The 15996-nt window shown below is 60.6% G+C and carries 8 protein-coding genes and 3 pseudogenes; 6 read left to right on the forward strand and 5 right to left on the reverse strand.

The features are described from left to right. The first annotated feature begins 13 nt into the window (after positions 1-13). The 3 genes from EJ069_RS07975 (at position 14) to EJ069_RS07985 (ending at position 3291) form a co-directional block, all read left to right on the forward strand. Positions 14-1018 carry an SDR family NAD(P)-dependent oxidoreductase gene (locus EJ069_RS07975; protein WP_126060835.1) on the forward strand — a complete coding sequence of 335 codons (1005 nt, stop codon included), beginning with the start codon at positions 14-16 and terminating at the stop codon, positions 1016-1018. Between the two features lie 269 nt (positions 1019-1287). Continuing rightward, entirely contained in the window at positions 1288-2550 is a 1263-nt protein-coding gene (locus EJ069_RS07980; protein ID WP_126060836.1) for a polysaccharide biosynthesis/export family protein, read from the forward strand. A 48-nt stretch (positions 2551-2598) separates the two neighbouring features. Further along, entirely contained in the window at positions 2599-3291 is a 693-nt protein-coding gene (locus EJ069_RS07985; RefSeq protein WP_126060837.1) for a class I SAM-dependent methyltransferase, read from the forward strand. A gap of 122 nt (positions 3292-3413) precedes the next feature. Here EJ069_RS07985 and EJ069_RS07990 read toward each other — a convergent pair whose 3' ends face one another. The 5 genes and pseudogenes from EJ069_RS07990 to EJ069_RS08010 all read right to left on the reverse strand — a co-directional run bounded on the left by EJ069_RS07990 (position 3414) and on the right by EJ069_RS08010 (position 10934). Beyond that, entirely contained in the window at positions 3414-3689 is a 276-nt protein-coding gene (locus tag EJ069_RS07990) for an acyl carrier protein (protein WP_126060838.1), read from the reverse strand. 47 nt (positions 3690-3736) lie between these two features. Next, positions 3737-5289: pseudogene (locus EJ069_RS07995) on the reverse strand (AMP-binding protein). Beyond that, positions 5286-7307, reverse strand: coding sequence for an asparagine synthase (glutamine-hydrolyzing) (gene asnB, locus EJ069_RS08000; RefSeq protein WP_126060839.1), 2022 nt, complete (start codon positions 7305-7307; stop codon positions 5286-5288). Before asnB ends, EJ069_RS07995 begins: the two are co-directional and overlap by 4 nt. 4 nt (positions 7308-7311) lie before the next feature. Beyond that, positions 7312-8295 carry an NAD(+) synthase gene (nadE, locus tag EJ069_RS08005; protein WP_126060840.1) on the reverse strand — a complete coding sequence of 328 codons (984 nt, stop codon included), beginning with the start codon at positions 8293-8295 and terminating at the stop codon, positions 7312-7314. A 5-nt stretch (positions 8296-8300) separates the two neighbouring features. Continuing rightward, positions 8301-10934, reverse strand: coding sequence for an AMP-binding protein (locus EJ069_RS08010; RefSeq protein WP_348639360.1), 2634 nt, complete (start codon positions 10932-10934; stop codon positions 8301-8303). Between the two features lie 235 nt (positions 10935-11169). Here EJ069_RS08010 and EJ069_RS08015 point away from each other — a divergent pair. From EJ069_RS08015 to EJ069_RS33175, 3 genes and pseudogenes are all read left to right on the forward strand, one after another. After that, positions 11170-12188 (forward strand): annotated as a pseudogene (locus tag EJ069_RS08015) (NAD-dependent epimerase). Between the two features lie 1125 nt (positions 12189-13313). Further along, positions 13314-15137: a glutamine--fructose-6-phosphate transaminase (isomerizing) gene (gene glmS / locus EJ069_RS08020; RefSeq protein WP_126060842.1), complete on the forward strand. Its 1824-nt coding sequence runs from the start codon at positions 13314-13316 to the stop codon at positions 15135-15137. Between the two features lie 199 nt (positions 15138-15336). Then, positions 15337-15462 (forward strand): annotated as a pseudogene (locus tag EJ069_RS33175) (PLP-dependent aminotransferase family protein); the annotation flags it as partial. Between the last annotated feature and the right edge of the window lie 534 nt (positions 15463-15996).

Here is a 15996-nt window from a genome sequence, read left to right on the forward strand (position 1 = left end):
GGATTGTCTGATCATGAACTACAAAGGCAAAAGAGTTCTGGTGACCGGAGCGGATGGGTTCATCGGATCGCACCTTACTGAGGCTCTGGTCCGCGGCGGAGCCGATGTGACTGCCTTGGCTCTTTATAATTCCTTCGACAGCCATGGATGGCTCGATGATCTCCCGGACGAGATCCGCAACTACCTCAAGCTGGTTCGCGGCGATGTTCGCGACAGCGCGTTCTTGAATCGGATCGTCCGCGGCCAGTCCGTCGTGTTCCATCTCGCCGCGTTGATCGCTATCCCCTATTCCTATGCGGCCGCCCAGTCCTATGTTGAGACCAACATCATGGGCACCGTCAATGTCCTGGAAGCGGCACGCCAGTGGGATACCGAGCGTGTGGTGCATACATCCACCAGTGAGGTTTACGGCACCGCATTGACGATGCCGATCAGTGAATCCCATCCGCTGCAGGGGCAGTCGCCATATTCAGCTTCGAAAATCGGAGCCGATATGATGGCCGAGTCTTACGCGCGCTCCTTCGACGTGCCGGTCGTGATGCTTCGTCCATTCAATGCCTTCGGGCCGCGGCAAAGCGAGCGTGCGATCGTTCCCACCCTCATCAGGCAAGCGATCGATGCGAACTGCCCGGCCATCATGGTGGGAGACACAAGTCCGATCCGTGACCTGACCTTTGTCGAAGACACTGCCGCGGCGTTTCTTAGCGCCGGTTCGGCTGACCTCGAATTCGGCCATGCCTACAACGCCGGAAGCCAGCGTGCCGTGACCATTTCGGACGTGCTCGATCTGGTGGTGGAACTGAGCGGCTCCAACAAGCCTGTGCGCCGCGACGAGAGCCGGCTGCGCCCGCAAAATTCCGAGGTTCGCGCGCTGCTGGCGGATTCGTCCCGGCTTGAGCGCGCGACCGGGTGGAGGGCGCACACGGACCTGCGCGAGGGCCTGAAACGAACCATTGCGTGGTGGCGGGCGCGTCTCAACCGTGGGCTGGTGCGCCATGAAATGGGCTACATGACGTGAAGCTGACCACTCTTCCTGCCGCACTGCCGCGGTGCCTACTGCACCCTCGGCCCGTGGGCTGCGTGCGGTCAGCGAAGGTACGCGCTTATTCCTTTGCGTCGCCCAAGCCGGCCATCGCGCCGACGCATTCCATTATTCTCGTACAGCACGCAAAAGGCTGTATCGTATCATTGGCGCCAAATGCATGCGGCATGTCCGGGGACACGCTCCGCGACAGGTCGCATGCTTCGATTCAAGCGAATGTCAAATTCCGAAGGAGGTCGCTTCAAATGGCCAGCCATAGCCGGTTCTCCGTTGCGGTTCTCGCGGTTTTAGGCACCGCGTCATTGGCCGTGGCGGCCGACACGTCGTCCCTCTATCGGATTTCGCCCGGCGACACGGTCGAGATCGGAATTGCTTCCATCGCAGACCGGACCCAACGCGCGGTCGTCCAGGTGGACGGCACGATCGTGCTGCCTGAAGTCGGCGCGGTTTCCGTCGGTGGCCTGACGCGGCCAGAATTGCAAAGCCGAATGCAAACGATCCTGCCGACCAAGATCTTTCACGTCCGCGCGCCGGACGGTCGCGAACAGATGGCGGTCGTAAGGCCGAGCGACGTGACAGCGACAATCGCCGAGTATCGCCCGATCTATGTTACCGGCGACGTGCTCACCCCCGGACAGCAGGCCTATCGTCCGCTCATGACGGTGCGACAGGCAATCGCGGTCGCCGGCGGGTTCAGCCTATTGCGGGCGCGCACCAACCAGGCAGGCCCGGACCCCATCGATCTCCGACGTGATTACGAGATGATCTGGGGCGAATACACTAGGGAATATTTTCACAGCGCCCGCCTGCGCGCCGAACTGGACAAGCAGGAAAACTTCGACACCCAGCCGCCACAGGGATCGCCCCTTGCCCCGGCGCTGGCAGCAGGATTGGCGAAGGCCGAAGCGGAAGCGTTAAAGCTCTCCTTGAACAATTTCAAACAAGAACAGAGCTTTGTCGAAAAGGGCGCAAAGGATGCTGCAGCGCAGATCGAAACGCTGATGAAGCGCGCACAGGATGAAGCGGCCGGAGTGAAGGCCGATGAAGACGATTTGCAGCAGGTCACCAAGGCGTTCAAAGCTGGCAACCTCACTAACAACAGACTTGCCGATGTCCGTCGCGCCGTCCTGCTTTCGTCAACCCGTGCGCTGGAAACCTCGGTGGAACTGATGCGAACGCAGCGCCAGCAGGAAGACTTTGTCAGGCAAATCGAACGCAACGAGAACCAAAGGCGCATCGGTCTGTTGAACGAGTTGCGAGATACGGAGGTTCGCCTCGCCGATATCGGCACCAGGCTGCGCGCGGCAAGCCAGAAACTCCAGCCCTTGGGTGCGACCGCCGCGCCTTTGTCGATCGCCGGCGAAACCGTTCGAGCTCAGATGACGATCGTCCGAAACGTCGATGGGCAATGGCGCAAGCAAGCATCGGACGAGGACACCGAGGTAGCGCCGGGAGACACCATCGAGGTCCGGTTCAACAACGAGATGGAAAGCGCGGCAGCGCAATAGCGCTACGTCGCCCAGGCGACCGCTCGGCTTCGAGGATGGAGGCAGGTCTTGAGCGAGGATATCGATGTCGCCCACGCCTACAGCAAAGGCAGCACCATCTTCATGGGCGTGGAGATGCTGGTTTCCTCAGGCGCCCTTGTCCCGAGGCCGGAGACGGAGCTGCTAGGCTCGACCGCGGTCGACCTTTTGCGTCAAATGAAGCTGCCGGCGCCGCGTGTCGTTGATATGTGCTGCGGCGCCGGAAATCTGGCCTGTGGCATCGGCCATCATGTTGCTACGGCGCAGGTCTGGGCCAGCGATCTTACCGATAGTTGTGTCGAGGTGGCGCGCCGCAACGTCTCCCATCACGGATTGGCCAACCGAGTGTCGGTCATACAGGGCGATCTTTTCGAACCTTTGTCCACCCTGGTGGCTCCAGGTTCGATCGATGTTGTCGTTTGCAATCCGCCCTACATCTCGGACAAACGGCTAGAGGGCGACCGCTCACATCTGATCACTCTCGAGCCGCGTGAAGCCTTCGCGGCCGGACCCTACGGCATCGCTATCCACATGCGCGTGGTCAAAGATGCGCATCTTTATCTGCGACCTGGGGGCGCGCTTCTGTTCGAGGTAGGACTGGGCCAGGAGCGTCAGGTCGCAGGTCTGTTCGAGCGCAGCAGGAGCTACGACGGCGTTCGCACCGTCAGCAACGGCGCCGGCGAGGCGCGTGTCGTGCTTGGATACGCGAAACCGCGGATTTAGGACCGGTGATTCCAGGAAGTTCAGAGGCGGTTTTGCCGTCTTGATCTGCGGAGGCTGCCTGGGTCCCACTCCTCACCGAAGCGCCGAACGCCAAGCTCGCCTGCGACGCAACATTCACCGGCTCATGCTCTCTTGCGGGCGATGAACTGCGCTATTCCCTGTATTGAATCGAGGTTCTCCGGCAGTAGCTCGCTGTCTTCGACCATGATGCCAAAGGTCTCTTCAATGAAGCCGATGACCTCGAGCACGCCCGTGGAATCGACAATGCCCTGGTCGAGCAGCGACTGCGTGGCGCTGAGTGATTTCACGTCGGCGATGTAAAAGTTCGACGCCAGAAAATCGCGGATTTGTCTGGTGTAAATCTCGCCCTCGAACTTCGTTGCCGAAATCGCATCCATAATCCGCTCTCCGGTTAAAACTAAATACGGTGTGCACCCCAACGCGGCTACAAAAGCGCAACCTTTTTGAGTTTTCCTGTCTCCGTCCTTGGCAGGCTGGATACAATGACGATGGACTTTGGGACCATGAAGTTCTCGAGCCGCTTCTGGCATTCCATCTGGAGCTGCCGCTCACCTGCACGCTCGCCCTGCTCCAGCACTACGAAGGCTTTGACAGCTTGGCCCAGAAGTTCATCGGGGACGCCGACCACGGCAGCCTCCTTGACGCCTGGAATGTTCACCAGCGCGTTTTCGACTTCCTTCGGGGAAACCTTCTCTCCCGGGATTTTATGATCTCGTCGCCACGACCGACGAAGTAAAGATAGCCCTCGGCATCCATGCGGCAGTAGTCGCCGGTGTAAAGCACCAGCTCGCCCGGCAAGGGACCCGGCTTCAGCCGCGTGGCGGTCTCTTCCGGCTTGCCCCAATAACCTTTCATCACCGTCGCGCCGCGGATGACGAGCTGGCCGACGTTGCCGGGCTCCACCCGTCGGTCCTTGTCGTCGACGATCCACATCTCGGTGTTCGGGATAGCTATTCCGACGCTCAGTGGCTTTCGAATGAGATCCTCGGGCGGCAGATAAGTGCAGCGCTTGCACTCGGTGAGCCCGTACATTGAATAGATCCTGGCGCCCGAAAACAGCTCCCTGAGCATGGCGATATGCTTGAGCGGCAGTGCGGCGGCGGTGTTGGTGACATAGCGGATGCTCGAAAAGTCATGGTTCTTCAGCGACTTCAGTTCCGCCAGCGAAGCGAAGATGGTGGGCACGCCGGGAAAGCCGGTGATCTTCTCGTCTTTGATGATCTGAAGGATCCGCGCCGGAAAGGCGAAGGAGCGCTCGAGAACCAGCCGGGCGCCGGCGCGGAAGGCCATCAGCATCTGATAGAGACCGTAGTCAAAGGCGAGAGGCAGGACGTTGAGAATGACTTCGTCCTCGCGAAGCTCCAGATATGACGCGATCGAAGTGCATGCGGCGGTCATGTTGCGGTGCGTCAGCATCACGCCTTTGGGCTCGCCGGTGGATCCGGACGTGTAGACGATGGCGGCGAGATCGATGTCAATCGATTTGCGTTCCGGACCAGCCGACGTTCTTTCGGCGGCCTTTTCCCAGCGTACGGCGCTGGGCAGCCGGCTGAGCTCGTCCTCCTCGATCGGCCCTGATACGATCACCTGGCACAACGATCGACACGTGTGCGCAGGTCCACTGAATACCGAGCGAAGATGCTGGTCGGTGATCAGCGCCGCCGGTCGGCAGTCATTGAGCAGATAATCAAGCTTGGCGCTTTTGGTGAGCGGGTTGACGATGCACACGACTGCGTTCGCTTTCAGCACCGCCCAGAAACTGATGACCGTCTCCGCTGTGTTGTCGGCGAAGATCATCACGCGGTCGCCGCGTTGCACGCCAGCGGTCGCTAGATAGCGTGCGATTCCATTCGAACGCTCATCGATTTCGGCATAGGTGAGGCGTTGCCTGTTGCAGACCAACGCTACCTTGTCGGCGAGGCGGCCGGCCGACCGGACGAGATAGTCTTGCAGGAGCGGTACAGCATCGTGGATCACGCTGGCACCCTTTGCCTGTTCTCATAGTCGACATCGACGCTTAGGTCCGGCACCACTGCGCTACCGGGCCTGACCGCTACAAATTGCTGATGGAGAAGCTGCGTCGACAGCACTCCCACCAGAGCCATGTTGTCGGTGTTCGACATATCGCCGCCGCCGGTTTTGGCCTGGCACTTCCTGACCAGACTGGTCACCGACTTGACGTCGAATACGCCAGCTGCACGCAGTGCCGTCTCGGACAATGCATCGCCGACGTAAGCCGGTGCGTCGCTGGCGAAGAAACTGAGCGCATTCGGAGCCCGATAGGGCTGCTTCTTTCGGGCGACGACTTCCAGCGGCAGGAGGGGCGCCGCCATGCGCTTCAGCACATGTTTTTCATCAAGGCCGTGCAGCTTGTAAGCGTCCGGGAGTTTGTTTGCCAGGGCAGCGACGTTATCGTCCAGGAAGGGGAAGCGGCCCTCGACGGAGTGAGCCATCAACATCCTGTCGCCCTGCGCGGAAAGCAGGTAGCTCGACATCAAGGTTTGGATCTCCAGGTGCTGATCCTGAGCGAGGGGATTCCAGCGGCGAAATTCTGCCGGCAGCATCGAGAGCAGTTCGGTCACGGCGTCGGAGCGCTCCACGGCGGCGGATATATCCGGGCAGAACAATCGCTTGATTGCACTCGTCGTGCGCCAGCGCGTGTCGTGCGCGAAGCCAGGCGCTTGGTGAGCCGCAATGTTGCGCCCGAAGAATTGCCGCGCCAGCGCCTGCTCATGGACGGGAGAGCGCGAGAGATAAGGATAAAGCCGCTGAAGCAGGAGCGCGCGCCTCGTCGACGTCGGCTGGCGTCCCCAGAAGCGGCGAATCTTGCCTTCGCGAAACAGGTCGTAGCCAGCGAACATCTCGTCGGCGCCTTCCCCGGTCAGCACCACCTTGATGCCGCGTTCGCGGACCAGCCTCGAAAGCAGGAAGAGCGGCGCCGGAGCGGTTCGGAGGATTGGCCGCTCCGCGTGGCGGACCACGTCCGGAAAGACATCTGCGATGTCGCCCCGCGAAACAACGATTTCGTGGTGCTCGCTTGCCGTCCGCGCGGCAACCAGACGCTGGAAATCGGTCTCGTCATATTCGGCATCGGCGAAACGCAGCGAGAAGGTGTGGAAACGCTCACCGGCGAAGCGCCTTCCGAGCTTCGCGACAAGGGAGCTGTCGAGCCCACCCGACAGATAGCAGCCGACCGGAACATCGGCCTGCGTCATTCGCGAGGCCGTCGCGGCTTCCAGAGCCGCCTGCACCACCTCGACGGCTTCATTCAAGGAGCCTCTGAACCGATCCTCGTCCTGGTCGCCAATTTTCGGAAAGCGCGGTTGCCAAAATGCCTGTTCGTGCGCCACGCCCTTGTCGTAGACGCGGACATGCCCAGGACGAACCTCGCGGATGCCTTGGAATACGGTCTGCGGAGCGACAGCCGCCCACAGGGTGAAGGTCTGGTCAAGGCCCGCCGGATCAAGGCTGCGCGGTATGGAGGCCTCCGACGCGAAAATCGCCTTTATTTCGCTGGCAAAGAAAAGGTGGCCGCCGTGCTCGCAAAAATGCAGAGGGCAGATGCCATAGCGATCGCGTGACAGCACCAAGCGCCCAGAAACCGCATTCCAGATCGCCAAAGCCCATTGGCCATTCAACCGTTCGAACGCGGCCTGTCCCCACTCCTGATAGGCATGCAGGACGACTTCGGTATCGGAGCGGGTGCGAAACCGATGGCCAAGAGCGATCAACCGGTCCCGCAACTCGAGGTAATTGAAGATCTCGCCGTTGAACACTATCCAGGTCAGGCCTTCTGCATCGGCAAGCGGCTGCTGGCCGTGCTGGAGATCGACTACGGATAAACGGGCATGCGCCAGGCCGGCACGTCTGTCACGGTAGAGCCCCCGCTCGTCTGGACCACGATGGGAAACCGCGGCAGCCATGCGTAGCAAGGCCTCCCGGGAAGGCGGCTTCGCCGTGGCGTTCAGCGCTAATATTCCGGCGATCCCGCACATCGGCTCAGTCCACGTCCATCGGAACGGATGGCAAAGGGCGAGAGTGCAGATAACGCGCTCCGCGGCGCTTGGCTTCGATGTCCTTGAAGACCTTTTCGACCTGGCTGCCGGTGAGGCCCGCCGCCGCCGCTACCTCGTCGGCTCCTATCCCATGGTTCATGCCGAAAAGGCACAGATCGGTGAGCTGGTAAGGCAAAGCAAAGTAGAACTCCTCCTGGCTTTGCGCCAGGGAGAACGTGTCGGTGGTCGGGGGCCTGCGGCGGATTTCCTCGTCCACCCCGAGATATTCAGCCAACTGGTAGACCTGTGTCTTGTACAGGTGCACGATCGGCATCACGTCGGCGATGCCGTCGCCCTGCTTGACGAAGAAACCCTGGTCGTATTCGAGCCGGTTGGGTGTACCCGCAACAGCGTAACCGAGACGGTCCGCATGGTAGTACTCGGTCATCTTGCGGATGCGCTGCTTATAGTTGGTCGCGGCGACAATCTGCAGGTAGGCTGCCGGAGGCAGCCGGACCGTTTTGGTCCTCCCATTCGGATCTTGAACCGTAAGACGGGTGATGTTGAGGCCCTGGCTTTCCAGAATGGAGGTCAGCACCAGCTTGCATTTCCAACCTTCGTCATAGTCAGGAACGACGGAGCGGATCGCCTCGCTCTGCCGCCGGTATGCGCCTATGGCATCGAGCGCCGGGGCAATGTCCTCGACCAGAGTGGCGATGCCGAGCTGGGCCGCGATGACACGTCCCAGCCTCAGCGAGTCGCCCGAGGAGTCTCGCTCCGGCATCAGTATGCCAAGCACCTTTTCCTTGCCGAAGGCGCGTACACACAAGGATGCGACGACGGAACTGTCGATGCCACCCGACAGCCCGACCACCACGCCGCGCCGCCGAAGCGTAACCAGAACCTGTTCGCGCGTCGATGAAATGATGCGGTCTGCTTCTGTGGCGGCGTCCAATTCCAATGCTTGCCTTGTGAATTTCGAAATCATGCTTGCTAGCCCCCCCGTCGAAGCGTTTCGACCGCCGTATAGGTCTCCAGAACGGCCTTCTCGATCAGCGGTCGGTTGGTTGCGACATGTGGCTCGGCGACCAGATCGATGTGGCTGCCGACGACTGGAACAACCTGAAGGTGGCTGAACACCCGATCCCATCCGATGGCGAGGGACATGCCCGGGCGGGCGCAGCGAAACAGCGTGCCATGGATTGGAAGTGCTGGCTTAGGTTCCTTCAGCCAGTGGAAGAACGCCTGAGCCCGCAGCACCTCTTGCAGCTCAAGCTTGATGCGGAAGCAAGCCCCGTTGAACTGGCCATCGGTGTAACGGTCGATCGCGTCTGCAAGACGGCTTTCATGACCCATTCTGACCGTGATCTTCGCGAGTGCGCGACAGGCAACGCGATAAAACGAGATACGGTTGGAGCGTAGTCTGCGCAATGTGCGTGCAACCGTATCCCAAAGGCGGCTGCGCTCACCCTCGAGGCTGGTATCCAGGATCCCCACGAACCTCACGGGCCGGCCGGCCTCAAGCAGGCGGGCGGCGACTTCCATTGCGACCGCCCCGCCCAGCGAGTGGCCAAGTAGCCGGACATTCCCCGATGGCTGGACACGGTTGATCTGTTGGACCGCAGCATCGGTCATGCTTGCCAGGTCGCGTTGACCCTTGAGGATCATCGCGAGACCTGGGTAGCGAACCGGTACGACCTTTGCGGTCGCCCGCATCGCCGATGCGAAGGCGGCAAGGCTTGGACCGTAACCGACAGATCCAGGAAATAGAAAAAGCAGCGGCGGATCATGCTCCGGGGCGGCTTTGCCGTAAGAGGCTACCTGCGCCGCGACTACCGCCCTGACCATCTCATCCGCGGTCATCGAAACGGTGAAGCCCTCGAGGCCCAGTTCCTGGCCGATGAGCGTCTCGATCTCCATGACGCAATGCAGCAGTTTCAGTGAGTCCCCTCCGGCTTCGTCCCATCGCCCTGCTGCTACGTGTGTGTTGAGAACCTTGCGCCACGCCTTTTCCACCAGCTGACGTGTTTGGAAATCATTTCCTGGACCTGGCGGATCGGCAATGGTCGTCGGCTTCCTTGCCAGATGGTCCATCTTTGCAAGTTTCGCCAGGTCAACCTTTCCGCCGCTAAGGCGGGGGATCTGATCCACGCGGTGAAGTCGCAGCGGCCGCAAGGGCGAAGGCAACGCATCTGCAACCAGCCTGCGAAGATCGTCTGTGAAACGTGGGCCGGCAGCATTATTCGGGATTGCGAACGCGATAAGCTCGTTTGTCTCCGTCACCACCGCCACTGCTTCCTGAACGAATGAGGCCGATCGCATTACCCTCTCGAGTTCGGCTGGCTCGATGCGGCGGCCGTTGATCTTTATCTGGCGACCCTTTCGGCCAATGATCCTCAACAGGCCATCGCCACCCAATCGCACAAGATCGCCGGTGGCAAAAATCCGTTGGTTGGGGTCAACGGGGTCGGGATCAGCGGGAAGGACGGCGCCATTTTCCCAGTGCCCGAGAAGCACATAAGGGCTTTTTATCACCAACTCGCCCGTCTCGTCGGCGAGTGCGGCACGTCCCTGCTCGTTCACTATCGCAAAGGCTATGCCCGGCAACAGACGCCCAACCGGCACATCCGCCTCGGCGTCTGCCGGTTGCGGGGGCAAGAACCACTGTGATCCGGTGGTCTCTGTCGACGAATAGCCAATCTGGACAAGACAACCCGGCGAAACTGCTTTGCGCAGAAGCGCAATATCGCTCCAGAGGACTCTTTCTCCGCCGACCCGCACGACCCGGAGCGAACTGAACGTTTCGAGGGGAGAACTGGACAGGAGCGCGCGAAGTAAGGCCGGCACCAGGTAGGTGACTGTGGTGCCCTGGTCCTTGATCCTGGCGCAAACGCCGCGCAGGCCAATCGCTTCCAGATCGACGAGCTGCAAGGTGGCGCCTGTCAGGACGGCCGCAAGAATTTCGCGACAGCCGGCAATCGTGGCCGGGCCTGTCAGGGGAAGAAAGACATCGTCCGAGTTGATGTGACATGCATCGACATATTGTTGCACACGCCAAAGCAGGGCGCGCTGGCTGTTGACTATGCCCTTGGGACGCCCCGTGCTGCCCGACGTATAAAGGATGATCGCCGGCTGATCGACGCAGGGCGAGGGAAGCGGCGCGGCCAAAAGGTCACCGTCCGCGTCGGCGCCCACATCAATCCATTCGACGTCCGCCGGCAGGTCGCCGGGCCTGTGGCCCAGTCCCAGCATCGCGCAGAGCCTGGCCGCTGACACAATCTCCAGGATCCGGGCGTCGGGGTCCTTTGCGTTCAGCGGCACTGAAATCCGCCCGGCGGCAATCGTTGCGAGCATGGCAACGACGTTCCAGACGGAACTTGGCTGGCAGATACCGACCGGGCTGCCTTGCGCCGCAGACCTTGCAACGCGGCGCGACAGCTTTTCAACCGCCGCGCCGAGCGCCGAATATGACAGTTGCTCCGAGCCATCATGGATCGCGACCTTGTCGGGGTATCGCCTCACGATGGTTTCAAGATGATGAGCGATCCCGATTTCCGCAAATTCGCCTGGCAAAGGCGGATATGGGCGCAGGATCGGTCCGCCGTCGTCCAGTGCGTAGGTAGCCACGTCAGTCCACCTGGACTCCTCCAGGGCAAGAGGTGCCTCATCAAGGTCGTGATCCGCCGCAGTTGCCTTCAAGTACGCCGGGAGCATGGCTTGCCTGAGCTAAAAGTGATGTTCCGGTTATCGATCGGCGTGGCGAAACTTTCATCGATCATTCTGATGATGCGTCTCGTGTTCAACAGACGTGAAATGCAAAACGTTCGTGAGGTTGGTCTGACTTGTAAGCTTTGGGATATGCATGACCGTCAGCAGGCCCGTTCTGATCACTGGAGCAGCCGGATTTATCGGCTTTCATCTCTGCCGGAGGCTGCTTTGCGACGGATGGAAAGTCGTCGGGCTCGATTCCTTGAACGAGTATTACGACGTCAACCTGAAGCGCGCCCGGCTCGATAGGCTGCTAGAATTTCCACATTTTGAATTCGAGCACGCCGATCTCGCGGACTGGACCCGTATTTCGGCGCTGTTCGGCTCAGTCGATCCCGAGATCGTCGTCAATCTCGCGGCACAGGCCGGAGTACGCTACTCGCTGGTAAATCCGCACGCGTATGGGGAAAGCAATCTCAAAGGGTTCCTCAATGTCCTCGAGGGATGCCGGCACGCTTCTGTTCGTCATCTGGTCTACGCATCGTCGAGCTCGATCTACGGTGGCAGCACACGTATGCCCTTCTCGGAAAAAGATTCCGCCGACCATCCACTGAGTCTGTACGCCGCCAGCAAGAAAGCCAACGAACTGATGGCGCATTCTTACAGCCATCTTCTCAGGCTCCCGACGACGGGACTACGGTTCTTCACCGTGTATGGGCCATGGGGCCGGCCGGATATGGCCCTGTTCATCTTCACGAAGGCCATACTTGCCGGCGCGCCGATCGACGTCTTCAATGATGGCAACATGCAACGTGATTTCACCTATATCGATGATATCATCGAGGGTGTGGTCCGCGTGATGCAACAGCCCGCGAGAGCCAATGCAGAATGGAGTAGCGCGGCACCTGATCCGGCAAGCAGCAACGCACCCTTCAGGATACACAATATCGGCGGAAATTCCCCAGTTGAGCTCAACCGATTGATCGAAGTTCTGGAGGGTGCACTTGGCAGAAAGGCCAACCGCAACCATATGCCCCCCAGCCCGGCGACGTTTTGGCTACCTCCGCGGACGTCAGCTCACTAGAGAAGTCAACTGGCTTCAGGCCCACGATCCCCGTCGAGATTGGAGTTCCGCGTTTCGTTCAATGGTATCGGGAATTCTATCAGGCGTAGGAGCAGCCTTGCTCGATGCGCAGCGGTCTCAACATAGATCCTTGGGCGGGCCGAATACTGAAGCCAAAGCTTCGGTTGGCATGAGCATGTGCGCATCCAAGTAGTCGGTATCCGCGACCTGGGCAACCAGGCGGCGTTCGGGTACCAGCTGGGGATGGAATGTTCGATGGTCTTGCCTTATATCCAGCGGGAGATTTCGCTCCCAAGTTGCCTCTAAGATGAGGAATACAATCGGCGATGGTGTCCCTATAGGCGGCCCGACAGTTGCGACGTTGGGGTGCGTTTGGCGAACCGTCGGGCCTAACCGACCCTGGGCAAGGTCGGCTAGCCTCAAACTATCAACACCTGGGGATGTAATCGCCGTGCAAACAGACGATGGTCGCGCCAAGCGATCTCGGCTCCGCCGGTGTTGAGCCGACCTGTCAACGGTCAGCTGGTCGACCAACGAGGTGCTTGTGGCGCTCAAAAATTCGCAGCTTTTCTGGATAGCCAAGACGCAACGTTGCACCGCAGGCCGGGCATTCGAATGTGGAGATGACCTTGAACCATGAGCCCTTCCTTGCGATGAGATGGTGGCATCGCGGACATTCAAAGCTGAGCGTCTGGTCGTTTAGATATTGAGGAATTGGCACCCCTGCCTCACGGTCCCTATTGCCCCGGACGGTCGCGGCGGCTGCACTGAAAGGCCGCCCGCCAGGGGCTGAATTGAGAGATACATTTCTGACAGTCTCCCAAATGACGCGGCGGCCTAATCGTTTCACACCATGGACCAATGCCCGGGCGCATCAGACCTCGGTCGGCAACATATGTTAAAATGCGTTGGATAATCGGCCCCACGGTTCTGCCCGTCGCCGCTGGCATGACAACTCGCCGATAGGCAAGGGTAGTTGTGTCTGGCGTCCTCGCCAGACAGCTCGCGATCGCCGAATTCCTGCAGGAGGTCTGACAAATTCAAAGTCGGAGCCCTTTTGGGTTGGGGACTGCGCCGCAGTCACTGAGTGGACTTCGGAAGGTGTCCAGACCGTGTTGCGTTCCTTCGAATGAACGATCAGCTGCTTGCGAGGCAGAGTTAGTATCTGCGCTGAATGTCCAGCTCGATCTTCTGCTGAAGGGAAGGCAAGTACGATGTGCGGTATCGTTGGAATCGTCGGCCATTCGCAGGTCGCGCCGCTCATCGTCGACGCGCTGAAGCGGCTTGAATATCGCGGCTACGACTCGGCCGGTGTCGCCACCATCGAGAAGGGCGAACTTGGTCGCCGGCGCGCCGAAGGCAAGCTCATCAACCTCGAACGCCGACTGAAGGACGAGCCGCTCGACGGCACGATCGGCATCGGCCACACGCGCTGGGCAACGCACGGCGTGCCCAACGAGACCAACGCGCATCCGCATTTTTCCAACGGCGTCGCCATCGTCCACAATGGCATCATCGAGAATTTCGCCGAGCTGCGCGACGAGCTCACCCGCGACGGCTACAAATTCGCCTCACAGACCGACACCGAGGTCGTGGCGCATCTGGTGGCGCGCGAGCTCGCCAGGGGTCTGAAGCCGGTGGAAGCCGCGCATGCGGCGCTTAAGCGCCTCTCGGGCGCCTTCGCGCTGGCGATCATGTTCCAGGGCGACGAGGACCTGATCGTCGGCGCCCGCAACGGTCCGCCTCTGGCCGTCGGCCATGGCGATGGCGAGATGTTTTTGGGCTCCGACGCGATAGCGCTGGCGCCCTTCACCAACTCGATCACCTATCTGGAGGACGGCGACTGGGCAGTCGTGCGCCGCGAAGGCGTGACCATCTACGACATCGACGGCAGCAAGGTCGACCGCAAGCGCCAGCAGTCGCTGTCGACCAGCTTCATGGTCGACAAGGGCAACCGCCGGCATTTCATGGAAAAGGAAATCCATGAGCAGCCGGAGGTGATCTCGCACACGCTGGCGCATTATGTGGATTTCGTTTCCGGCAAGTCGAAGCCGCTCGACCTGCCGTTCGACTTCGCCAGGATCGGCCGGCTGGCGCTTTCGGCCTGCGGCACCGCCTATCTGGCCGGGCTGATCTCGAAATACTGGTTCGAGCGCTATGCGCGATTGCCCATCGATATCGATGTCGCTTCCGAGTTCCGCTACCGCGAAATGCCGCTTTCGGCCAATGACGCGGCCTTCTTCATCTCGCAGTCGGGCGAGACCGCCGACACGCTTGCCTCGCTGCGCTATTGCCGCCAGGCCGGCATGAAGATCGGCGCCGTCGTGAATGTGCGGGAATCGACCATGGCGCGCGAATCCGACGTCGTGCTGCCGACGCTTGCCGGCCCGGAGATCGGCGTCGCCTCGACCAAGGCTTTCACCTGCCAGCTGTCCGTCTTGGCTGCGCTTGCGGTGCGCGCGGGCGTGGCGCGCGGCACGATCTCGCCCGATCAGGAAAAGCAGCTGGTGCGTGAGCTTTCCGAAGCGCCGCGCTTCGCCACCCAGGTGCTGAAGCTCGACGAGCAGATCGAGCGCATCTCGCGCGAGCTGTCGCGCTACAAGGACGTGCTCTATCTCGGCCGTGACACCAATTTTCCGCTGGCCATGGAAGGGGCGCTGAAGCTCAAGGAAATCTCCTACATCCACGCCGAGGGCTATGCCGGCGGCGAGCTCAAGCACGGGCCGATCGCGCTGATCGACGAGAACATGCCGGTGATCGTCATCGCGCCGCATGACCGCATCTTCGAAAAGACGGTGTCGAACATGCAGGAAGTGGCGGCACGCGGCGGCAAGATCATCCTGATCACCGACGCCAAGGGCGCGGCGCAGGCCGGCATCAAGACGATGGAGACGATCATCCTGCCCGACGTGCCGGAGATCATTTCGCCGATCATCTACGCGCTGCCGATCCAGATGCTCGCCTATTTCACCGCCGTGTTCATGGGCACCGACGTCGACCAGCCGCGCAATCTGGCGAAATCGGTGACGGTGGAGTAACGCAGATCGACGGCTATCACCGGCGCTGGACATTCCGGCCGCTAGCAGCCCAACGCTGGCCCCACCGCTTCGTGCTGCACTAGACCTAGCATACTAAGGGAGAAACCGCCGCCGTCTCAGGATCGCAATCAGCATCCTTGTCGCCGCGCTTCGTGCTGTGCTTGCTCCTTGGGGCTCGCCTACGCAGTGCTGACCGACGGCACCGCTGTCAGCCTGGTATTCGTCGCCAGCCGCCGCTAGACGGGGCCTTTTGCTCGGCGTTGCTACCGCGTCGACGAAGAACCTGGCAAGATACTGCGCTCGCTTATTTGAAGCGGTCCAGTGAGTCAGCGGCCATCGGTCGGCCTGACGGAAGCCAATCACCAGATCGGCCTAGGGCGCGCAAACTCAGGAAGTGTTCAACGCAGCTGATCCGGCAACGTTGCAGCCCAGGACGAAGACCAAAACCGGGTGGACTATCCGTGCCGGATTGGAATTCGCATTCGCGGGCAAATGGAGCGCTTGTTGAGTATCGCTACACGGACTTCGGGACCGCAAATGGAAGTCCCGCGCCTCTTTCCCGGGTGTGATCGAAACTATGGCGGAATAAACATCTTCGGCAACGGCTTCGGGAATTACAGCAACGACATCGTTCTGACTGCATATCGGCGCGAGATCGGGGAGGGCGGAACGGGTGAGGCTTCGATGTAAAATCATGCATTCCCGTCAGTGCTTCCGCATGGAGTGACTATAAAGTCGATAGCAGGTGAGGCGGCGCAGGTCGTGATCTTAATGAAGGCTGGAGACAGCGACTTCGATGGGCCAGCCATACTGGCGAAGGCCTTGGACCAACTGGCTGATTGCAGTAAATACCCAGAAG

Source organism: Mesorhizobium sp. M2A.F.Ca.ET.043.05.1.1 (genome assembly GCF_003952445.1).
Lineage (GTDB): Bacteria > Pseudomonadota > Alphaproteobacteria > Rhizobiales > Rhizobiaceae > Mesorhizobium.